Here is a 21,902-nt window from a genome sequence, read left to right as displayed (position 1 = left end):
GGCCGCTATTTCTTCCGATGCTGGTATTTGCATGATGAATGATAAAGATCTCTCCACCTGGCAGACTTTCCGTCGCCTCTGGCCGATGATCACTCCTTTTAAGACCGGGCTGATTGTGGCCGCCATTGCGTTGATTTTAAACGCGGCCAGCGATGCGTTTATGCTGTCCTTACTTAAACCTTTATTGGATGACGGTTTTGGGAAGACCGAGAGTAGCATCTTGCTTTGGATGCCGTTGGCAGTTATTGGCCTGATGGTGGTACGTGGCCTGACGGGCTTCGTTTCCAGCTACTGCATTTCATGGGTGTCCGGCATGGTGGTGATGCATATGCGCCGCCGGTTGTTTGGCCACATGATGAGAATGCCGGTATCCTTCTTCGATCAACAGTCTACCGGTACGTTGTTGTCGCGTATCACCTACGATTCTGAGCAGGTGGCTTCCTCTTCCTCCAGTGCGTTAGTGACCGTGGTGCGTGAAGGAGCATCGATTATTGCGTTATTCGGCATGATGTTTTACTACAGCTGGCAACTTTCGGTGATCTTGATTGTGCTGGCGCCGATCGTGTCCATTGCTATTCGCATTGTTTCCAAACGTTTCCGCAATATCAGCAAAAACATGCAGAACACCATGGGGCAGGTGACCACCAGCGCCGAGCAGATGCTGAAAGGCCATAAAGAAGTGCTGATTTTTGGCGGCCAGCAGGTTGAGACCGATCGTTTTAACTCCGTCAGTAACCGTATGCGCCAACAGGGCATGAAGCTGGTTTCCGCATCTTCCATTTCAGACCCGATTATTCAGCTGATTGCGTCGTTGGCACTGGCGTTTGTGTTGTATGCCGCCAGCTTCCCGAGCGTGATGGCAACCCTGACCGCCGGTACTATCACCGTGGTGTTCTCGTCGATGATTGCGTTAATGCGTCCACTTAAGTCGCTGACCAACGTCAACGCCCAGTTCCAGCGTGGGATGGCCGCTTGTCAAACGCTGTTCTCCATTCTGGATATGGAGCAGGAAAAAGATACCGGCACCCGTGAAGTGGCGCGTGCGAAAGGCGACATCGAATTCCGTAACGTGACTTTCTATTATCCAGGGAAAGAAACTCCGGCATTGCGTGATATCAGCCTCAGCATTTCTGAAGGGAAAACGGTGGCGCTGGTTGGCCGTTCAGGTTCCGGCAAGTCGACAATTGCCAACCTGTTGACCCGTTTCTATGACGTCCAGGAAGGCGAAATCCTGATGGACGGGCACGACTTGCGTGAGTATACCTTAGCGTCACTGCGCGATCAGGTGGCTTTGGTATCGCAAAACGTTCATCTGTTCAACGACACCATAGCCAACAATATCGCCTATGCCCGCGAGAAGCGCTACAGCCGGGAAGATATCGAAAAAGCTGCACGAATGGCTTATGCCATGGACTTCATTGAGAAAATGGAGAACGGCCTGGATACGGTGATCGGTGAGAATGGCGTGATGTTGTCCGGTGGACAGCGTCAGCGTATTGCCATAGCACGTGCACTGCTGCGTGACTGCCCGATTCTGATCCTTGATGAAGCCACTTCAGCGTTGGATACCGAATCAGAACGCGCCATTCAGGCTGCATTGGACGAACTGCAGAAAAACCGCACCTCGCTGGTGATCGCTCACCGCTTGTCGACCATTGAAAAGGCTGATGAGATCCTGGTGGTGGAAGATGGGCGCATCGTTGAACGTGGGGAGCATGCCGCGCTAATCGAACAGCGCGGAGTCTACGCGCAGCTTCACCGCATGCAGTTCGGTCAATAATGATCGAGCGCATTTGGTCGGGTAGTTCACTGGTATATCTGCTGTTGCTGCCGCTGTCCTGGCTGTATGGTTTGGTTAGCGGCTTGATTCGGTTGAGTTATCGCTGCGGCTTGCGTAAAAGCTGGCGTGCGCCGGTGCCGGTGGTGGTGGTGGGAAACCTTACCGCAGGCGGCAACGGTAAAACGCCAATGGTGATCTGGCTGGTTGAGCAACTGCAACAGCGTGGTTACCGGGTGGGTGTGGTATCACGCGGTTATGGTGGCAAAGCGGTATCTTATCCGTTGGTATTGGATGAATACACTACGACCCAGCAGGCGGGTGATGAACCGGTATTGATTTATCAACGTACCGGTGCGCCGGTGGCCATCTCGCCAAAGCGTGCGGAAGCGGTGCAGGCGCTGCTGCAACAACAGAAACTCGACGTTGTCATCACCGATGACGGTTTGCAGCATTACGCGTTGCAGCGCGATTTTGAACTGGTGGTGATCGACGGCGTGCGCCGTTTTGGCAATGGCTGGTGGTTACCGGCAGGGCCGATGCGTGAACGTGCGTCGCGCTTGAGCAGCGTTAATGCGCGGATTGCCAACGGCGGCGTGGCTCAGGCAGGTGAAATCGCCATGCAGTTGCAAGCGCGTGAGGCGGTTAATATCGCCAGCGGTGCGCGCCGGCCGGTGGCTGAGTTGCCGCAGGTGGTGGCAATGGCCGGGATTGGCCATCCCCCACGCTTCTTCGCCACGTTGGAAAAGCTTGGTGTGGATGTCAAGAAGGAAGTGGCATTCGCCGATCATCAAGAGTACCAACATGCTCAACTGGCGGCGTTGGCGTCATCTGAGCAAACGCTATTGATGACTGAAAAAGATGCGGTCAAATGCCGCATTTTTGCCCAGCCCAACTGGTGGTATTTACCGGTTGATGCGGTTCTTCCCCCCAATCAGGCCGAGCCGTTGCTGCAAAGTATCGAAGCTCTGTTGACTAAATAACTCAAACGGCCAGCGCGTTAAGCCCCAGAGCTTGCGCGCAGGCGTTTATCGAACGCTGTTGTGTTTGCCCATACAGCGCCAATTCATCAATCACCTCTGCACCCAGCGCCTGTTCGAAAGCGGAACGACTCGATGCTGCATTGTATTGCGCATGCCGGTTGTCGCCCAGGTTAGACTGGAAAATGCCCGCCGCGCTGACCGGTAAGAAGTCTTCATACACCAAAGGCTGAAAGCGAATGTATTCCTGAGCAATCAGCTGTTCCAGCGTACTGTGCTTATCCAGCGAATCTTTGGCCGCCAGGCCGCACTCGGTAGGGAAATAGCGGAACCATGCCAGTTGCTGCTCACGCAAGGTTGCATAATCGTCCGGAAACGCCTGGAAGTTTTCCGCCAGCAACTGATTGTACCGATCGGCGTTTTTTTCACTTGGCGGTGCCTGCAAAGCATCGTTGGTAGCTTGCAACAGGCGATCGTACAGAGCGCGGCCTTTCGGGGTCAGCGCTACGCCACGTTGCTCTATTTCGCCAAAACGCGCGGTATGGTGTCCGCCCTGGGTGCTGCCGTCATGTTCAACAAAGGCTACGCCTTCTTCCAGCGCTTTAAAGCTGGTCTGGCGTAGCAAAATTGGCCGACGGCGAGGCGGTGGGCCTTCGATAACGGCTTTAGGCGTTATTCCCCGGCCGGGCATCGCTTGCTGGACAAGGTCGATATTCAGGGTCCGTGGCGTCAAATGGTTGATATGTGGGCCCTTGAATGCCACAACGTCTGCAATCAGACGGTGTTGATCGTGCAGTTGTTGATATTCGGCGGCACTGACGGTCGCCTGATTGTGCCATCGAAAAGTTTCCAGCGCTTGTTCGATAAACTCTGTGGCCTGGTCGTCATCCAACCCGCCCTGAGCTTCCTGCAAGACGATCAGCTCCAGCACCCGTTCGGTAAAGATGCGGCGACGGGCCAACAGTTGCTGCGCCAACTCACGCAACGCCGGGCTTTCAATCAGCTCTAACCGTAATAAAGAAGTAAAAACACGGAATGGACTGATCTGCAACGCGTCTTCATGTACTGCGCGAAACGCGGTGGAATGAACCGGAACTCCCGCCACGGTCAGGTCGTAATATCCGACCGGTGACATGCCCATAACGTTAAACAGCCGCCGCAGAGTCGCCAGTTCTTCCGCCGTCCCCACCCGAATTGCCCCGTGGCGCTCCATGGCCAGCCTCTCGGTTTCGCCGGTAATTTGTAACTGATGAGCCAATGCGGCATCTTCGCGCAGGACCTGTCGGTTGGTTTCCGCAACCAGTTCGAGCAAATCGCCATACAGCGGTACCTCTTTTTGGTACATATCTGACATCGCGTGAGAGAACCTGGCGCGGATTTCATTCGGTGAGACGAACTGCTGGGCGGTCATGCGCATAGCTCCTTTATTCAGGATAATCTGAAAAATAGTATTTTGGGCGGTAAAAGTACTGGCTGAAAGGCCATCCACCTTGTTTTCACCCCAAGTTTAGCTATCTCGGTTGGGTTTTGTTATAGCTTGGACAAGCATATTGGATTTTTATGCGTTAGCTCTCATTTGCCTGGGTATTGGCGGAAGTAACGGCCGTCTGGAAGGCAATGATTTAGCGTGATATCTGTAAAAATAAAGAAATTAACCTAAGAACAATCATAGACATAAAAATAAATTCGGTGGGATGATAAAAATAGGCCAATAAACCTCTTGTGCAAAGAGTGGATTTATGAGTAAATGCTCGTCGGCCTGTGATACAGACCTATTTATGTTCGAGTTTAGATTTAAGCAGTTCCTCCAAAAACGTTATCATCCGATTCCGCTTCAAAGACGAACCTTCTAAGTACCTCCCATAAGTAATGTTCCTAAAAACGGCCTAAATTGCCTTATGGCAGGTTTTGTATATATATTTAAAAGGTAAATGTGTAATGTCTAAGAAGACGGGTCAGGTGAAGTGGTTCAACGAAAGCAAAGGTTTTGGTTTCATTGAGCAGAACGACGGCGGTAAAGATGTATTCGTACATTTCTCTGCAATCGCGACCGACGGTTTCAAAACCCTGGCTGAAGGCCAGCGCGTTGAGTATAGCATCCAGGACAGCCCGCGCGGGCCGGCTGCCGCCAACGTTGTTGCTCTGTAACTAAACAGGCAATAACGTGAAGAGATCTTAATACAACCATGATGAGGCGTTAACGCTGATTCATTGCGGAAGATATTAAGTTCAACAAGCCCGCATAGTGCGGGTTTTTAATTTTTTGCTCACGAGAGGTTTGTTACGAAAAACTTTAGGATGGGCTGGTAGCGTCCAACAATAATAAAAATGACGTTGTTAAGGATGCTCAAGTAAAAGGATATAAGTTATGTTTAAAAATACCGTGTTACAAATGGGCCGTGTGAAATGGTTTGATCAGGCCGCAGGCTATGGTTTTATTTCACCGGTAGATGGTAGCGACGAAATTTATGTAAGCCGTCGTTCTATCGCCAATACTAAAAATAAATCATTAAACGAAGGTCAGAACGTTGAGTTCTCGATCTATCGCAGCTCCCACGGGCTGTCAGCGGCAGACGTTATCGCGTTCTGACCCACTCCTTCCTCGCCAGTGCCGGTGCCGCCACCCCAAGCACTGGCGAAGAAAAATCTTCAGATATCCACTATTATCGAGCAATCGCTTAACGACTTTGGATGTCAGGATGATCACCCCGGTTATTTCTCTTGCAGCCGCCCGCGCACTTCATCTTGCCGCACAAGGGCTGTTATCCCCGATTAAACGCAGAGCCAAACCTAACGACGTGGTTACCACCATTCAGCGTATGGGATTACTGCAAATCGATACCATCAGCGTTGTTGCACGCAGCCCCTATCTGGTGTTGTTCAGTCGCCTGGGTGACTATCAGCCTGAATGGCTGGAACAGGCGCTGGCCAGCCGTCAGCTGTTTGAGTATTGGGCGCATGAAGCCTGTTTTTTACCCATCGAAGATTTTGGCCTGTTGCGCCACCGCATGCTGCATCCGCAAGGTATGGGCTGGAAATATTCTGAAGAATGGGTGCAAAAGCACCAGACGGCAATGGACGATCTGCTATTGCATATCGAAGCCGGTGGGCCGGTGCGTTCGGCGGATTTTAATGCCGAGAAGAAAGGAAATAGCGGTTGGTGGGATTGGAAACCGGAAAAGCGCCATCTCGAAATCTTGTTCACCGCCGGTAAACTGATGGTGGCTGAACGACGCAATTTTCATCGTGTCTACGATCTGACCGAAAGGCTACTGCCGCACTGGGACGATGAGCGTCATGCGTTACCTGCGGGCAATGCACAGCAGGAAATGCTCAGCCGAACCTGTCGTTACCTGGGGATTTTCAGGGCTGAATGGTTGGCGGATTACTACCGTTTGAAGCGAGTTGCGCCGAAAATGCTGCTGGCATCGCTACAGCAACAGGGTGAAATAATGCCGGTAGTCATTGATGGGTTGGACGGCGATTTTTACGTGCATCATTCACTGGCGCAAGAACTGCAGTTGGCGGAGCGAGGGGCGCTAAAATCCAGTGTGACTACCTTGCTTTCTCCGTTTGATCCCGTGGTTTGGGATCGCCGACGTGCGCTGGAGTTGTTCAATTTCGATTACCGGCTGGAGTGCTATACGCCGAAGGAGAAGCGACAATACGGTTATTTTACCCTGCCGGTGTTGCAACGGGGCGAGTTGATTGGCCGCATCGATGCAAAAATGCATCGACGACAGGGCATTTTTGAAGTTATCAGTTTCCATCCGCAGGCCAAAGTTCGTTTTGGTAAACAGCGTGCGCAAGATCTCCGGCAGGCCATTACCCGCAGTGCAAAATGGCACGGGGCCAAACAGGTGGCGCTGGGGGATATTCCGGCGCAACTGGCCGTAGAATGGCGTGAAGGCTGGGAAGTGGAATAACGAACGGCGTCGTCAGCGTGGGTAAAACGAATTTCCAGCGCCGCTCGTTACAATCAGATAGATGCCTCAGTTGCTGAAATTGGCAAACAGAGCGATGATTTTGTGAATACGCTTGATCATGGGAAAAGGGATTTTTTGTGACGTTAATCACAAAATTCTACGCTTGCATCGCAGTCAATTCAATCCCGGAGCCAGATTAAAATGCAGCGGTAAAACAGCCGGTGATTAACCTGGCGCATAGCGTTATGCTATTCTCACGCACTTTAGATCTCCACCCTGGAGGAAGCATGGACCACCGTTTACTCGAAATCGTTGCCTGTCCGGTCTGCAACGGTAAGCTCTATTTCAATAAAGAAAATCAGGAACTGGTCTGCAAAGTGGACGGCCTCGCCTATCCGCTGCGCGATGGCATTCCCGTGCTGTTGGAAAACGAAGCGCGTGCGCTGTCATTGGATGAGAAACACGCATGAGTTTTATCGCTATTATTCCAGCCCGTTACGCCTCAACCCGTTTGCCTGGCAAGCCGCTGGCCGATATTCACGGTAAGCCGATGGTGGTGCACGTGATGGAGCGTGCGCGTGAGTCCGGTGCCAGCCGCGTTATCGTAGCGACCGACCACCCAGAGGTAGCTGAAGCGGTCAAAGCCGCCGGTGGCGAAGTGTGCATGACCAGCCCGCATCACCATTCCGGTACCGAACGCCTGGCGGAAGTGATCGAGCACTACGGTTTTGCCGATGACGAAATTATCGTTAACGTACAGGGTGACGAGCCGCTGATCCCGCCGGTGATCGTACGTCAGGTGGCTGAAAACCTGGCAGCCAGCCAGGCCGGCATGGCGACTCTGGCGGTGCCGATCGACAGCGCGGAAGAAGCCTTTAACCCCAATGCCGTCAAAGTAGTGATGGACGCACAGGGCTATGCGCTCTATTTTTCCCGCGCCACCATTCCCTGGGATCGGGAGCGTTTTGCTCAATCCAAAGAAAGTATCGGCGACAGCCTGCTGCGCCATATAGGCATTTACGCCTATCGTGCCGGTTTTGTGCGCCGTTACGTCAGTTGGGCACCAAGCCAGCTGGAGCAAATTGAGTTGCTGGAGCAACTGCGGGTGCTGTGGTACGGTGAAAAAATCCACGTGGCGGTCGCTAAAGCCATTCCAACCGTGGGTGTTGATACGCCGGAAGATCTGCAGCGTGTGCGCGACAGCATCAAGGGCTGATCATTCAACGCCGGCATGTCACCTGGTGTGCCGGCAGTACAATTCCCCGCCTTTTTTATCCCCATTTTATTGATCTGCGTTGAAGCTTTTTTTTGCTTACCGTTCGATGATGTCAGCGTCTCCTCCTTTCTCTTGAGGTTATTTCCTTATGGAGCAGTTACGCGCCGAACTGAGTATTGTGCTGGGCGAATCTATCAGCCGGCTGGAACGCGTTAGCGAACAACCTTATGCACACATGTATTCGCTGTACGATCACCAGGGCCACGCGATCCCGCTGATGGCAAAAAGCTTTGTCTGCCAGGGGATCGCCCAGCAGGAAGCCTATAAACTGTCGATGCTGGCGCGTGAAGGCGATATCCGCCTGCCGACGGTGTATGGCGTGGTCTATACCCATCAGGCGCCCTATAAAGAAATCTTGCTGATCGAACGTTTGCGGGGCGTGTCGGCAGAGGCGCCGACACGCACGCCGAACCGCTGGACCATGCTGATGGAACAGATCGTTGATGGCATTTTGGCCTGGCACCGTATCGACAGCCACGGTTGCGTTGGCACGGTTGACAGCACGCAGGAAAACGACTGGTTTTGCTGGTATCAGCAGCGGGTCGAGGTGCTGTGGTCGACGCTCGGCAACCTCAACTCGCCGCAGTTGACGATGGCCGATCGCCGCTTGTTGTACCGCACGCGAGAAGCGCTGACTCATTTTTTTGTCGGTTTCGACGACCCTTGCGTGTTGGTGCACGGCAATCTGTCGTTGCGCAGTATGCTGAAAGATGCAAAAAGCGACCAACTGCTGGCCATGCTCAACCCCGGGATGATGTTGTGGGCCCCGCGCGAATATGAACTGTTCAGGTTGTGCGAGGCGGGGATGCCCAGCCAACTGATGTTTTATTATTTGCAGCGGGCCCCGGTATCTGAGTCGTTCCTGGTACGGCGTTGGCTGTATGGCGTGTGGGAAGCGGCAGGGCGGTTGATTCACACCGGTAAGCTGGACCGGCAGCTGTTTGACCATGCATCGAAACAGCTGCTGCCCTGGCTTGCGGATTAGTCGACAGCGGCTTCATCAGCCCCTTTCAGCGATTGCCACAGGCTGCCCAAGGTTTCATACCAGGCGCGTTCGCTGTGGCCCAGGAACATGGCCGAGGGTACCACGCGATCCCAAATATTCAGCCTTGAGCTGATGGCCAACTGATTGGCCGGTGCCGGGATAGGGTGGAGTCCTTTGGCTTCAAAAAAGCGCATGGCCCGCGGCAAATGGTTGGCTGAGGTCACCAAAATAAAGGGTTGCCGGCCAACCAGCTTCGACACCTGCAACGCTTCCTGCTCGGTATCCATCGGGCGATCCAACAACACCATATCGCTACGCGGCACCCCCAGGCTTTCCGCTACCCGCGCCGCTGTTGCCGCGTTGCTCAAGGTCCTGGCGCCACCGGCGCCGGTGAACACCATCTTGGTCCCCGGATGCGCGAGATATAAGCGTACGCCTTCCGTTACTCGTGGCAGGCTGTTACCTATCAGATTGGAGCTGGGAGCCCAATCCGGGTTAAAGGTATAGCCGCCACCCAGCACCACGATATAATTCACCTGGTCATTGCCACGATAGGTTACATATTCAGATTCTATAGGTCGCAACAGCCGATCGGCCACTGGCTGCAGGCTGAAAAGCAGTAAAAACAGCCAGCTCAGTGATAAAATTACTCTGCCGCTTTTTTGCCAGCGGGTGAACCACAGAAGCAACAGCGCCAGCCCCATCAGCAGCAGCAGCGCAGGTAATGGCATTAAAATGGCGCCAATGAACTTTTTCAGGTTGAACAGCATCAAAAATCAGGTCCTTTTGGGCGAAAAAACGACATCCGGGCACAATCAGGCCGCAAGAAGATTCATTCTAAGCTAGTCTGTGCCAAAATAGCAGGTTTGAATGGGCTGGCACTTTGCCCCCATCAGGATAAGATCAGCGGAGCCGTTGTCCATGCAGGATCGCAATTTTGACGATATTGCTGAAAAGTTTGCGCGTAATATTTACGGCACCACCAAAGGGAAGATCCGTCAGGCGGTAGTCTGGCAGGACCTGACCACGCTGCTGGCCCAGTTGCCGCAGCGGCCGCTGCGCATTCTGGATGCCGGCGGCGGCGAAGGCCACATGGCCTGCCAACTGGCAGAATTAGGACATCAGGTGTTGTTGTGCGATCTCTCTGGTGAGATGATCCAACGCGCTGCGCAGTTGGCTGAACAAAAAGGTGTGAGCCAGAACATGCAATTCATACAAAGTTCAGCGCAGGACATTGGTCAGCACTTGGAACAGCCGGTTGATCTGATATTGTTCCATGCAGTGCTTGAATGGATTGCTGAACCTGAGGTGGCGTTGCAAGAGTTGTTCAACTGCCTGCTGCCCGGTGGCGCGCTGTCATTGATGTTCTTTAATGCCAACGGCCTCTTGATGCGCAACGTGGTGTTGGGTAATTTCCAACTGGTGAACCCCGAGGTCAGAAGGCGCAGAAAGCGTTCTTTGTCGCCGCAATATCCGCACAACCCGCCGCAGGTTTATGGCTGGCTGGAGCAAATGGGCATGCGCATCAGCGGGAAAACCGGGGTGCGGGTGTTCCACGATTATCTGCAGAGCAGGCAGCTACAGACGCAAAAATTTGAAGAGTTACTGGCGCTTGAACAGCACTATTGCCGGCAGGAGCCGTACGTGAGTTTGGGGCGCTATATTCACGTCATGGCGCATAAACCAAACCTGAAGGACGAACTATGAGTGAATTTTCCCAGACAGTACCCGAACTGGTCGCCTGGGCACGGAAAAATGATTTCTCTATTTCGCTCCCTACGGAGCGTCTCGCGTTTTTGCTCGCTATCGCCACCCTTAACGGCGAGCGGCTGGACGGCGAGATGAGCGAAGGTGAGCTGGTTGATGCATTTCGCCATGTCAGCAAGGGTTTCGAACAGACGCATGAAACGGTGGCGGTCCGCGCCAACAATGCGATTAACGACATGGTGCGCCAGCGCCTGTTAAACCGTTTTACCAGCGAACTGGCCGACGGTAACGCCATTTATCGTCTGACGCCGCTGGGCATAGGTATCACCGATTACTATATCCGTCAGCGCGAGTTCTCCACGCTGCGTTTGTCGATGCAATTGTCGATAGTGGCGCAGGAGCTGAAGCGCGCCGCCGACGCCGCCGAAGAGGGCGGGGATGATTTCCATTGGCACCGCAACGTGTTTGCACCGCTGAAATATTCGGTGGCGGAAATCTTCGACAGTATCGACATGACCCAGCGGCTGATGGATGAACAGCAGCAGGGCGTAAAGGAAGATATCGCGGCACTGTTGAACCAGGACTGGCGTGCGGCTATCTCCAGTTGCGAAATGCTGTTGTCCGAAACTTCCGGCACCTTGCGCGAGCTGCAGGATACCCTGGAGGCGGCGGGCGACAAGCTGCAGGCCAACCTGTTGCGCATTCAGGATGCGACGCTGGGTGGGATGGAACTGGGCTTCGTCGACAAACTGGTGTTCGATCTGCAAAGCAAGCTCGACCGCATTATCAGTTGGGGCCAACAGGCGATTGACCTGTGGATCGGTTACGACCGCCATGTGCATAAATTTATCCGTACCGCGATCGACATGGATAAGAACCGTGTGTTCGCTCAGCGTTTGCGCCAATCGGTGCAAAACTATTTTGACAACCCATGGACGCTGACCCATGCCAACGCCGACCGTCTGCTGGATATGCGTGACGAAGAACTGGCGCTGCGCAGCGAGGAAGTGACCGGGGAACTGCCGCCGGATCTGGAGTTCGAAGAGTTCAGCGAGATCCGCGAACAGCTGGCGGCAATGATCGAACAGGCGCTGAAGATTTATCAGGAACAACAGATGCCGCTCAATTTAGGGGCGGTAATGCGCGATTATCTGGCGCAATATCCGCGTGCGCGTCATTTTGACGTAGCACGTTTAGTGGTCGACCAGGCTGTGCGCCTTGGTGTGGCTGAAGCAGATTTTTCAGGGTTGCCGGCGCAATGGCAGGCAATCAATGATTACGGAGCCAAGGTCCAGGCCCATGTCATCGACAAATATTGAACAAGTAATGCCAGTCAAGCTGGCCAAGGCATTGTCTAACGCGCTGTTTCCTGCGCTCGACAGCCAACTGCGCGCGGGTCGTCACATCGGTATCGATGAGCTGGACAACCACGCCTTCTTAATGGATTTTCAGGACGAGCTGGAAGAGTTCTACACTCGCTACAGCGTGGAACTGATCCGTGCGCCGGAAGGGTTTTTCTACCTGCGCCCGCGTTCCACTACCCTGATCCCGCGTTCGGTGCTGTCCGAACTGGACATGATGGTGGGAAAAATCCTGTGTTATCTCTATCTCAGCCCCGAGCGCCTGGCGCATGAGGGGATCTTCAGCCATCAGGAGCTGTACGACGAGCTGCTGAGCCTGGCGGATGAGACCAAATTGTTGAAGTTCGTTAACCAGCGCTCCACCGGCTCGGATCTCGATCGTCAGAAACTGCACGAAAAAGTGCGTACCTCACTGAACCGCCTGCGTCGTCTGGGCATGGTCTATTTCATGGGCAATGACAGCAGCAAGTTCCGTATCACCGAAGCCGTGTTCCGCTTTGGCGCCGACGTGCGCAGCGGTGACGATCCGCGTGAAGCACAGCTGCGCATGATTCGTGACGGCGAGGCGATGCCGGTTGAAAACAGCCTGTCGCTGAATGACGAGAGCGAAGTAGAAGACCAGCAGGTTGATAACACTCCGGACAGTGCAGAGGATGAACAGGAATGATTGAACGCGGTAAATTTCGCTCGCTGACGCTGGTCAACTGGAACGGCTTTTTTGCCCGCACCTTTGATCTGGATGAGTTGGTGACCACGCTGTCCGGCGGTAACGGGGCGGGGAAATCCACCACTATGGCGGCTTTCGTCACCGCGCTGATCCCCGACTTGACGCTGCTGCACTTTCGTAACACCACCGAAGCCGGCGCCACCAGCGGTTCGCGCGACAAGGGCTTGCACGGCAAGCTGCGCGCCGGGGTCTGTTACTCCACGCTTGATGTGATCAACTCACGCCATCAGCGCGTGGTGGTCGGAGTGCGTCTGCAGCAGGTAGCCGGCCGCGATCGCAAGGTGGACATCAAGCCGTTCACCATTCAGGGCCTGCCGACCGCAGTGCAGCCGACAGAGCTTCTGACCCAAACGGTGGGCGAGCGCCAGGCGCGCGTGCTGACGTTGCAGGAACTGAAAGATCGCGTTGAAGAGATGGAAGGCGTGCAGTTCAAGCAGTTCAACTCGATCACCGACTACCATTCCTTAATGTTCGATCTGGGCGTGATCCCTAAACGCCTGCGTTCGTCCGCCGATCGCAGCAAGTTTTACCGCCTGATCGAAGCCTCGCTGTACGGCGGGATTTCCAGCGCCATCACCCGCTCGCTGCGTGACTATTTGTTGCCGGAAAACAGCGGCGTGCGCAAGGCGTTCCAGGATATGGAAGCGGCGCTGCGCGAAAACCGCATGACGTTGGAAGCGATTCGCGTCACTCAGTCGGACCGTGATCTGTTCAAACACCTGATCTCCGAAGCAACGTCCTACGTGGCGGCAGACTACATGCGCCATGCCAACGAACGGCGCATTCATCTGGACGGCGCGCTGGCGCTGCGCAGCGATCTGCTGGGCAGCCGTAAACAGCTGGCCGCCGAGCAGTATCGCCACGTGGAAATGGCGCGTGAGTTGGCAGAACAGAGCGGTGCGGAATCCGATTTGGAAACCGACTACCAGGCCGCCAGCGATCACCTGAATCTGGTGCAGACGGCAATGCGTCAGCAGGAGAAGATCGAGCGTTATGAAGGCGATCTGGAAGAGCTGACCTACCGCCTGGAAGAACAGAACGAAGTGGTTGCCGAGGCCAGTGAGCAACAGGCAGAAAACGAAGCGCGCGCCGAGGCGGCCGAACTGGAAGTGGATGAACTGAAAAGCCAGCTCGCCGACTACCAGCAGGCGCTTGACGTGCAGCAGACCCGCGCCATTCAGTATCAGCAGGCGTTGCAGGCATTGGAACGCGCTCGTGGGCTGTGCCAACTGCCGGAGCTGACCGCTGAAAATGCCGAACAGTGGCTGGATACTTTCCAGGCGCGTGAGCAGGAAGCGACGGAAGCCTTGCTGATGCTCGAGCAGAAACTGAGCGTAGCCGACGCCGCGCACGGCCAGTTTGAACAAGCTTATCAGCTGGTGGGTAAAATCGCCGGCCAGGTCAGCCGCAGTGAAGCCTGGCAGTGTGCACGCGAATTGTTGCGCGATTGGCCTTCGCAGCAGCACCTTGCCGAACGCGTACAACCGCTGCGCATGCGCCTGAGCGAGCTGGAACAGCGTCTGCGCTCCCAACAAGATGCCGAGCGTCTGCTGCAGGAGTTCTGCAAGCGCCACGGCCAGGAATATCAGCCGGACGATCTCGATGCGCTGTTGCAAGAGTTGGAAGAGCGTCTGGAATCGCTGTCGCAGAGCGTCAGCGACGCCGGCGAGCGCAGAATGGAAATGCGTCAGGAGTTGGAGCAAATCCAGCAGCGCATCCGTGAGCTGACTGCCCGCGCGCCAGTCTGGTTGGCGGCGCAGGATTCCCTGAGTCAGCTTAGCGAGCAGAGCGGTGAAGAGCTGGAAAGCAGCCAGCAGGTAACCGAGTTCATGCAGCAACTGCTGGAGCGCGAACGTGAAACCACCGTTGAGCGCGACGAAGTGGCTGCCCGCAAGCGTGAAGTTGAAGCGCAGATCGAACGCCTTAGCCAGCCTGGTGGTGCCGAAGATCAGCGTCTGGTGACGCTGGCCGAACGTTTTGGCGGCGTGCTGCTCTCTGAAATTTACGACGATGTCACCATCGACGATGCGCCTTACTTCTCGGCGCTGTACGGCCCGTCGCGCCACGCGATCGTGGTGCCGGATCTGTCGCTGGTGCGCGAAATGCTGGAAGGTCTCGAAGACTGCCCGGAAGATCTCTATCTGATCGAAGGGGATCCGCAGTCGTTCGATGACAGCGTGTTCGCCGTCGAAGAGCAGGACAGGGCGGTGTTGGTGAAAACCGCCGATCGTCAGTGGCGTTATTCGCGTTACCCGGAAGTGCCGCTGTTTGGCCGCGCCGCGCGTGAAAACCGCCTGGAAGTGCTGCATGCCGAGCGTGAAACGCTGGCTGAGCGCTACGCGACGCTGTCATTCGACGTGCAAAAGACCCAGCGTTCGCATCAGGCTTTCAGCCGCTTTATCGGCTCCCATCTGGCGGTGGCGTTTGACGCCGATCCGGAAGCGGAGATCCGTGGCCTCAATACCCGTCGCGGTGAAATCGAGCGTGCGCTGAATAACCATGAAGCGCAGAACCAGCAGCAGCGGCAGCAGTACGATCAGGCGAAAGAGGGCATCTCGGCGCTCAACCGCCTGATGCCGTTGGTGTCACTGCTGAACGACGATACCCTGCAGGACCGGGTGGAAGAAATCCGTGAAGAGCTGGAAGAGGCGCAGGATGCCGCGCGCCATATTCAGCAACACGGCGTCTCCCTGGTCAAGCTGGAACCCTTGCTGTCGGTGTTGCAAAGCGACCCGCAGCAACATGAACAGCTGCAGCAGGATTACACCCAGGCGCAGAGCGTACAGCGCCAGGCCAAGCAGCAGGCGTTTGCTCTGATCGAAGTGGTACAGCGTCGCGCGCACTTTGGTTATACCGACTCGGCCGGCATGCAGAACGCCAACAACGATCTTAACGACAAGCTGCGTCAGCGTCTGGAGCATGCGGAAGCGGAACGTACCCGCGCCCGTGAGCAACTGCGTCAGTATCAAACCCAATTTACCCAGTACAGCCAGGTGCTGGCATCGCTGAAAAGTTCGTATGACGCCAAGCGCGACATGCTGAAAGAGCTGAGCCAGGAGCTGGTGGATATCGGCGTGCAAGCCGATGCCAATGCCGAGGCGCGTGCACGATCGCGTCGTGACGAACTGCATGCGGCGCTGAGTACCAACCGTGCGCGGCGTAACCAGCTGGAAAAACAGCTGACCTTCTGCGAAGCGGAAATGGACGGCCTGCAGAAGAAACTGCGCAAGCTGGAACGCGACTATCACCAACTGCGCGAGCAGGTGGTGACCGCCAAGGCGGGCTGGTGTGCGGTCATGCGCATGGTGAAAGACAACGGCGTTGAACGCCGTCTGCACCGTCGCGAACTGGCTTATATGGACGGTGACGAGCTGCGCTCGATGTCGGATAAGGCGCTGGGTGCGTTGCGTCTGGCGGTGTCGGATAACGAACATCTGCGCGACGTTCTGCGCTTGTCGGAAGATCCAAAGCGCCCGGAACGCAAGATTCAGTTCTATATCGCGGTGTATCAGCATCTGCGCGAGCGTATTCGCCAGGATATCATTCGTACCGATGACCCGGTTGAGGCCATCGAACAGATGGAAATCGAACTGGGTCGTCTGACCGAAGAACTGACTGCGCGTGAGCAGAAGCTGGCGATCAGTTCCAAGAGCGTGGCGAATATCATCCGCAAAACCATCCAGCGTGAACAGAACCGCATTCGCATGCTCAATCAGGGTCTGCAGGCGGTGTCTTTCGGTCAGGTGAAGAGCGTGCGGCTGAACGTCAACGTGCGCGAAGCGCATGCGACGCTGCTGGATGTGCTTGCCGAGCAGCGAGAGCAGCATCAGGATCTGTTCAACAGCAACCGTCTGACCTTCTCTGAAGCCTTGGCCAAGCTGTATCAGCGCCTGAACCCGCAGATTGATATGGGGCAACGCACGCCACAGACTATCGGCGAAGAGTTGCTGGATTACCGTAACTATCTGGAGCTGGAAGTGGAAGTGTTCCGCGGCTCTGACGGTTGGCTGCGTGCCGAGAGCGGCGCGCTGTCTACCGGGGAAGCGATAGGGACCGGGATGTCGATTCTGGTGATGGTGGTGCAGAGCTGGGAAGAGGAGTCACGGCGTCTGCGTGGCAAGGATATCTCACCTTGCCGCCTGCTGTTCCTCGATGAGGCGGCGCGACTGGATGCCAAGTCTATCGCAACGCTGTTCGAGCTGTGCGATCGTCTTGAAATGCAGCTGATTATCGCCGCGCCGGAAAACATCAGCCCGGAAAAAGGCACCACTTATAAGCTGGTGCGTAAGGTGTTCCAGAACCATGAGCACGTGCACGTAGTGGGGCTGCGCGGTTTCGCCAATGAGCTTCCTGCACCGGGCACGGCTTCGGTAGAAACGCCGTAAACGCAAAAAAGTCCGCTAATAATCTGAAAATAGCCGCCCTGGGGTGGCTATTTTTTTGTGTGCATGGATGATGGTCCTGCTTTTTTATCCGCTAAAAAACGGGTAGCTTAATGAAATAACAGTTATTAGCGGCGTTCAAGGGCAAAATGGCCTTTCTGTTCGTATACTGAAATTAACAAGTGGTTTTTGATGTATTTTTTGTGAGCATACAGGGGGCAATGGATGTTGCTTAAAAATGGAAACACTTTACGGCGTCTGGCGCTGAGCTGCGCAATCGCATCTGGACTTGCGTCGTCGTTACCCGCATGGGCAACCGTGCCTGCGTTTCCGGTGGCGTCATCCGGCATGTCAGTTGCGCAAAGCCGTTCGGAATTGTTGGCAGCATTGCCGAAAGGGATTACACCGCACTATCTTTCAACGCTGGCTCCTTTGTACGCCGCGAACCGAATGCAATTGATGTGGCAGGATCGCGAGGCGGTTCAGCAGTTCCAGCAGCAGTTGGCTGAACTGGCCATGTCCGGCGTGCAGCCGCAGTTTACCCAATGGGTGAAGATGCTGACCGATCCGGCGATTACCGGCGTGGCACGCGACGTTGTCCTGTCTGATGCCATGCTGGGGTATTTGCAGTTCGTTTCAGCCATCGGCGCCAACGGTAACAGCTGGCTGTATAGCAATATTCCCTACAAGCTCGGTCTGCCGCCTAATGCGGTGATTAATCAATGGCAACTGGCGGTGCGTCAGGGCAAGACGTTGGCTTATATCACCACGCTGGCACCGCAGCACCCGCAATATGCCAAGATGCATCAGGCGCTGCGCGATATGCTGGCCGACAATCGTCCGTGGCCGCAGATGGCTAACGGCCCGAGCTTGCGCCCCGATCAACTGAGCAGCGACATTGCCGCCCTGCGTGAGATTCTGGCGCGTAATGGCATGCTGACCACTACCGCAGCACCGGTGCAAACGCAGGATCCGCCTGCGGTACTGACCGGCTCGCGCAATGAACCGGACGATGGTGGCCTGTCAGTCGATGAAGAAAAAAGCCGCGAGAGCAAAAGTGTGGTTATCAGCCCGTCTGCCGCACCGGTAAAAGATCTTGCCGCATCGCCGGAATCGCCATTCGCCCAGCAGCCTGCCGGCCCGGTGACCGTCACTGATAACGCCTATACCCCCGATCTGGTTGAAGGCGTTAAACGCTTCCAGAAATGGCAAGGTTTGAGCGCTGACGGGGTGATCGGCGTGCGTACCCGCGAATGGCTCAATGTGTCGCCGCAAACGCGCGCTTCGCTGCTGGCATTGAATATCCAGCGTTTGCGCATCCTCCCAGGCTACGTCGACACCGGGATCATGGTTAACATTCCCAATTACTCGCTGACTTACTACCAGAACGGCAATGAAGTGCTTTCCTCAAGGGTCATCGTCGGTCGGCCTAGCCGCAAGACGCCGCTGATGAGCAGTGCGCTGAACAATGTAGTGGTCAACCCGCCGTGGAATGTGCCGACTACGCTGGTACGCGAAGATATTGTGCCAAAGGCAATGCGTGACGGCAGCTATTTCCAGAAACATGGCTATACCGTGCTTTCCGGCTGGAGCAATGACGCCGAGGTGATTAACCCGGCGATGATTGACTGGAACATGGTGTCTGCGCGTAATTTCCCTTACCGCATTCGCCAGGCACCAGGCGCCACCAACTCACTGGGGCGCTTCAAATTCAACATGCCGAGCTCGGATGCTATCTATCTGCACGATACGCCGAACCATAATCTGTTCCAGAAAGATATTCGTGCCCTGAGTTCCGGTTGCGTACGCGTTAACAAGGCATCTGATTTGGCGAATATGCTGCTGCAAGATGCCGGCTGGAACAATACCCGCGTTTCCTCCACCCTTAAAGGGGGAAATACCACCTACGTAAATATCCGACAGCATATTCCGGTTAAATTGTATTATTTAACCGCCTGGGTTTCTGATGATGGAAAGCCACAATTTCGTACAGATATTTACAATTACGATGATACGGTGAGATCGGGTGCACAAATTTTGGCTCAGGCCGAAAAATTAATGCAATAAATGCAGTAATTATAAATAAATAACGGTCTGAATATCGGACCATGATGCAGGCACTCATTCAGTGAGTGCCTGCAAACCGCGGGACATCACGGGTTGACTCAGGCTGTGTGGGCGGTTATGGTTCGGGCAGTGCGCTGTTTTGTGCATATATTTTGATATTCTTGCCGGGTTTAACAGAAACATGGACAAAATTGATCATCATCGCCGTAAATGGCTGGCGTTAGGTAGCGCCGCCATGGGTATAGCCCTGCTCCCAGGGCAGGCTTTTGCCAGTCTTTCTACTTCACGCCCACGTATTCTGGTCGTAAATAACATGCATACGGGCGAAACGTTGAAGGCCGAATTCTTTGATGGGAAGGGTTATAATAAAGACGAGCTGGTTCGTCTTAATCATCTTTTCCGTGATTATCGCGCCAATAAGGTTAAGCCGATCGATCCCCGCCTGTTTGATCAGCTCTATCGTCTGCAAGGTCTATTGGGTACCAACAAGCCGGTACAATTGGTTTCAGGTTACCGTTCTCTGGATACCAACAACGAGCTACGTGAGCGCAGCCGCGGTGTGGCCAAGCACAGTTATCACACCAAAGGCCAGGCGATGGATTTCCATATCGAAGGTATCCAGTTGAGTAATATCCGTAAAGCGGCGTTAAAAATGCGCGGTGGTGGTGTAGGATATTACCCACGTAGCAACTTTGTACACATCGATACCGGCCCGGTGCGGACCTGGTAATCGCTGTGCACCATGGTGAATAGCGCCAGCCTGCGAGGGTGTGGCGCTGTTGTCGTTGGAGCCTTATGAAATACCAAATTATTCCCGTTACCGCCTTCAGTCAAAATTGTAGCCTGATCTGGTGTGAAAGCACGCAGCAGGCGGCATTAGTCGATCCCGGTGGCGAAGCAGAAAAATTGAAGACTGAAGTGGCGAAGCAGGGCGTTACGATCACGCAGATCCTGCTGACGCACGGCCATCTCGATCATGTAGGTGCCGCGGCGGAACTGGCCGAGCATTATCAGGTGCCGATTTACGGCCCGGACAAGGAAGACGCTTTCTGGCTGGATGGCCTGCCTGCGCAGAGCCGGATGTTTGGGCTGGAAGAGTGCGCGCCGTTGACGCCGACCCAATGGCTGCAAGAAGGCGACAAGGTGCAGGTGGGCGAGATGACGTTCAACGTGCTGCATTGCCCTGGCCACACGCCTGGCCATATCGTCTTTATCAATGAAAAGGCGCGGCTGGCGCTGGTGGGCGACGTGCTGTTTAACGGCGGTGTCGGGCGTAGCGATTTCCCGCGTGGCGATCACCAGGCGCTGATTGACTCTATTCGTACCAAGCTGTTGCCGCAGGGCGATGACATGGCGTTTATCCCCGGCCATGGACCTATGTCCACCTTTGGTCAGGAGCGTGAAACCAACCCGTTCCTGCGCGAAGAGCCGGCTATCTGGTAAGGTTATTTCCCGGCAGAAATAACTAAGGGGCGCTTTGAGCGCCCCTTTTGCTTATTTGCAGCCGCAACCTTTTACAGCACGGCGACGATGGCTTCGCACAGCGGCGCCATATTGTCCGGCGTCATGCCCGCAACGTTAACGCGACCGGAGTTGACGGCATAAACGCCAAACTCATCGCGCAGGCGCAGCACCTGCTCTTTGCTCAGCCCACTGAACGAGAACATGCCGTTCTGGTTAATGATAAAGCTGAAGTCCTGCTCTGCGCCTTTCTCTTGCAGCGTATTGACGAACAGCTGACGCATGCGATGGATACGTTGACGCATATCGGTCAGTTCCTGCTCCCACAGTGCACGCAGCGCATCGTCGCCCAGGATGGTCGCCACGACGGCGGCACCGTGCGACGGTGGGTTGGAGTAGTTGGCGCGAATAGCGGCTTTCACCTGGCTGAAGGCGCGATCGGCGGTATCCGCATCGGCGGCCACGATCGTGCAGGCACCGACGCGTTCATTGTACAGGCCGAAGTTCTTCGAGTACGAGCTGGCGACGATCAGTTCCTGATGCCTGGCGGCGAAAATACGCAACCCTTCGGCATCCTCTTCCAAACCTTTGGCAAAGCCCTGATAGGCGAAGTCGAACAGCGGCAACCAGCCATTGGCGACGGAGAGTTCGGCCAGTTGGGCCCACTGCTCGGCGGTAGGGTCGATGCCGGTCGGGTTGTGGCAGCAGCCGTGGAACAATACCACATCGCCGGCCTGAGCCTGTTTCAGGCTGTTCAGCAGGCCATCGAAATCCAGCGCATGGTTGGCGGCATCGTAGTAGGCGTATTCCAGGACTTCCAGGCCAACGGCGCTGAACACGTTTTTGTGGTTCGGCCAGCTTGGGTTGCTGATCCAGATGCGTTTTGCGCTGGTCTGGTTGGCGATAAAGTCCGCTGCCACACGCAGGCCACCGGTACCACCAGGCGTTTGCGCAGTGCGTGCACGCTTGTCGGCGATGATTGGGCTTTGTTTGCCGAACAGCAATTCTTGCGTGCAGTTGGCGAACGCCGGGATGCCCTCAATGCCGAGATAGTTTTTGGTGGTTTCATTTTCCAGCAGATATTGCTCAGCTTTTTTCACGCTGGTCAGCACCGGCGTTTTACCGGTTTCGTCTTTGTAGACGCCAATGCCCAGATTGATTTTATTAGGGCGGGCGTCCGCGCGGAAAATGTCGGTCAGACCCAGGATAGGGTCGGCGGGTGCAGCAGTGATTTTTTCAAACATGTCAGGTGC

At 55.1% G+C, this 21,902-nt stretch carries 19 protein-coding genes; 15 read left to right on the top strand and 4 right to left on the bottom strand.

Annotated features, from left to right (window positions below):
* Positions 1-31: 31 nt before the first annotated feature.
* A complete protein-coding gene (gene msbA, locus D4100_RS05865; protein ID WP_119803485.1) occupies positions 32-1,780 on the top strand; it encodes a lipid A ABC transporter ATP-binding protein/permease MsbA in 1,749 nt (582 codons plus the stop codon).
* Entirely contained in the window at positions 1,780-2,760 is a 981-nt protein-coding gene (lpxK, locus tag D4100_RS05860) for a tetraacyldisaccharide 4'-kinase (RefSeq protein ID WP_119803483.1), read from the top strand. The genes msbA and lpxK overlap by 1 nt, the downstream gene beginning before the upstream one ends.
* 1 nt (position 2,761) lies before the next feature.
* Here lpxK and hglS read toward each other — a convergent pair whose 3' ends face one another.
* Positions 2,762-4,168: a 2-oxoadipate dioxygenase/decarboxylase HglS gene (hglS, locus tag D4100_RS05855; protein WP_119803481.1), complete on the bottom strand. Its 1,407-nt coding sequence runs from the start codon at positions 4,166-4,168 to the stop codon at positions 2,762-2,764.
* Between the two features lie 527 nt (positions 4,169-4,695).
* Here hglS and cspE point away from each other — a divergent pair.
* The 6 genes from cspE (at position 4,696) to D4100_RS05825 (ending at position 8,944) form a co-directional block, all read left to right on the top strand.
* On the top strand, positions 4,696-4,905 hold the full coding sequence (cspE, locus tag D4100_RS05850) for a transcription antiterminator/RNA stability regulator CspE (RefSeq protein WP_004942663.1): 210 nt from the start codon (positions 4,696-4,698) through the stop codon (positions 4,903-4,905).
* 220 nt (positions 4,906-5,125) lie between these two features.
* Positions 5,126-5,347 carry a cold-shock protein gene (locus D4100_RS05845; RefSeq protein WP_006320799.1) on the top strand — a complete coding sequence of 74 codons (222 nt, stop codon included), beginning with the start codon at positions 5,126-5,128 and terminating at the stop codon, positions 5,345-5,347.
* A gap of 109 nt (positions 5,348-5,456) precedes the next feature.
* Positions 5,457-6,683 (top strand): winged helix-turn-helix domain-containing protein, encoded by a 1,227-nt coding sequence (locus tag D4100_RS05840; RefSeq protein ID WP_119803479.1) that lies wholly within the window; start codon positions 5,457-5,459, stop codon positions 6,681-6,683.
* Between the two features lie 287 nt (positions 6,684-6,970).
* Positions 6,971-7,153 carry a Trm112 family protein gene (locus D4100_RS05835; RefSeq protein ID WP_006320791.1) on the top strand — a complete coding sequence of 61 codons (183 nt, stop codon included), beginning with the start codon at positions 6,971-6,973 and terminating at the stop codon, positions 7,151-7,153.
* Complete coding sequence (gene kdsB, locus D4100_RS05830; protein WP_006320790.1) at positions 7,150-7,899, top strand: 3-deoxy-manno-octulosonate cytidylyltransferase; 750 nt, start codon at positions 7,150-7,152, stop codon at positions 7,897-7,899. The genes D4100_RS05835 and kdsB overlap by 4 nt, the downstream gene beginning before the upstream one ends.
* A gap of 148 nt (positions 7,900-8,047) precedes the next feature.
* Positions 8,048-8,944, top strand: coding sequence for a YcbJ family phosphotransferase (locus D4100_RS05825; RefSeq protein ID WP_006320789.1), 897 nt, complete (start codon positions 8,048-8,050; stop codon positions 8,942-8,944).
* Here the strand turns inward: D4100_RS05825 and elyC are convergent.
* Positions 8,941-9,714 (bottom strand): envelope biogenesis factor ElyC, encoded by a 774-nt coding sequence (gene elyC, locus D4100_RS05820; protein WP_006320788.1) that lies wholly within the window; start codon positions 9,712-9,714, stop codon positions 8,941-8,943. The two genes, D4100_RS05825 and elyC, sit on opposite strands and share 4 nt — an antisense overlap.
* Positions 9,715-9,865: 151 nt before the next feature.
* On the opposite strand from elyC, the gene cmoM reads away from it, so the two are divergent.
* From cmoM to mukB, 4 genes are read left to right on the top strand one after another with little or no spacing between them, the layout of a single operon-like run.
* Positions 9,866-10,651: a tRNA uridine 5-oxyacetic acid(34) methyltransferase CmoM gene (gene cmoM / locus D4100_RS05815; protein WP_006320787.1), complete on the top strand. Its 786-nt coding sequence runs from the start codon at positions 9,866-9,868 to the stop codon at positions 10,649-10,651.
* Positions 10,648-11,970: a chromosome partition protein MukF gene (gene mukF / locus D4100_RS05810; protein WP_006320786.1), complete on the top strand. Its 1,323-nt coding sequence runs from the start codon at positions 10,648-10,650 to the stop codon at positions 11,968-11,970. The genes cmoM and mukF overlap by 4 nt, the downstream gene beginning before the upstream one ends.
* Positions 11,951-12,679 (top strand): chromosome partition protein MukE, encoded by a 729-nt coding sequence (gene mukE, locus D4100_RS05805; protein WP_119803477.1) that lies wholly within the window; start codon positions 11,951-11,953, stop codon positions 12,677-12,679. The genes mukF and mukE overlap by 20 nt, the downstream gene beginning before the upstream one ends.
* Complete coding sequence (gene mukB / locus D4100_RS05800; RefSeq protein ID WP_119803476.1) at positions 12,676-17,124, top strand: chromosome partition protein MukB; 4,449 nt, start codon at positions 12,676-12,678, stop codon at positions 17,122-17,124. Before mukE ends, mukB begins: the two co-directional genes overlap by 4 nt.
* A gap of 125 nt (positions 17,125-17,249) precedes the next feature.
* Here the strand turns inward: mukB and D4100_RS25895 are convergent, their stop codons facing one another.
* Positions 17,250-17,471: a hypothetical protein gene (locus D4100_RS25895; RefSeq protein WP_006320783.1), complete on the bottom strand. Its 222-nt coding sequence runs from the start codon at positions 17,469-17,471 to the stop codon at positions 17,250-17,252.
* On the opposite strand from D4100_RS25895, the gene ldtD reads away from it, so the two are divergent.
* The 3 genes from ldtD (at position 17,380) to D4100_RS05785 (ending at position 20,631) form a co-directional block, all read left to right on the top strand.
* Positions 17,380-19,188: a L,D-transpeptidase gene (gene ldtD / locus D4100_RS05795; RefSeq protein WP_478013369.1), complete on the top strand. Its 1,809-nt coding sequence runs from the start codon at positions 17,380-17,382 to the stop codon at positions 19,186-19,188. The two genes, D4100_RS25895 and ldtD, sit on opposite strands and share 92 nt — an antisense overlap.
* A gap of 181 nt (positions 19,189-19,369) precedes the next feature.
* On the top strand, positions 19,370-19,918 hold the full coding sequence (gene mepK / locus D4100_RS05790; protein WP_006320781.1) for a peptidoglycan L,D-endopeptidase MepK: 549 nt from the start codon (positions 19,370-19,372) through the stop codon (positions 19,916-19,918).
* Between the two features lie 65 nt (positions 19,919-19,983).
* On the top strand, positions 19,984-20,631 hold the full coding sequence (locus tag D4100_RS05785; RefSeq protein ID WP_119803472.1) for an MBL fold metallo-hydrolase: 648 nt from the start codon (positions 19,984-19,986) through the stop codon (positions 20,629-20,631).
* A gap of 71 nt (positions 20,632-20,702) precedes the next feature.
* Here the strand turns inward: D4100_RS05785 and D4100_RS05780 are convergent, their stop codons facing one another.
* Positions 20,703-21,893: an amino acid aminotransferase gene (locus D4100_RS05780; protein ID WP_119803470.1), complete on the bottom strand. Its 1,191-nt coding sequence runs from the start codon at positions 21,891-21,893 to the stop codon at positions 20,703-20,705.
* Between the last annotated feature and the right edge of the window lie 9 nt (positions 21,894-21,902).

Origin of the sequence: Serratia inhibens, assembly GCF_003591175.1 — a bacterium.
Classification (GTDB): domain Bacteria; phylum Pseudomonadota; class Gammaproteobacteria; order Enterobacterales; family Enterobacteriaceae; genus Serratia; species Serratia inhibens.
The sequence above is the reverse complement of the archived record's forward strand: the minus strand, read 5'-3'. Positions and strand labels throughout refer to the sequence as shown.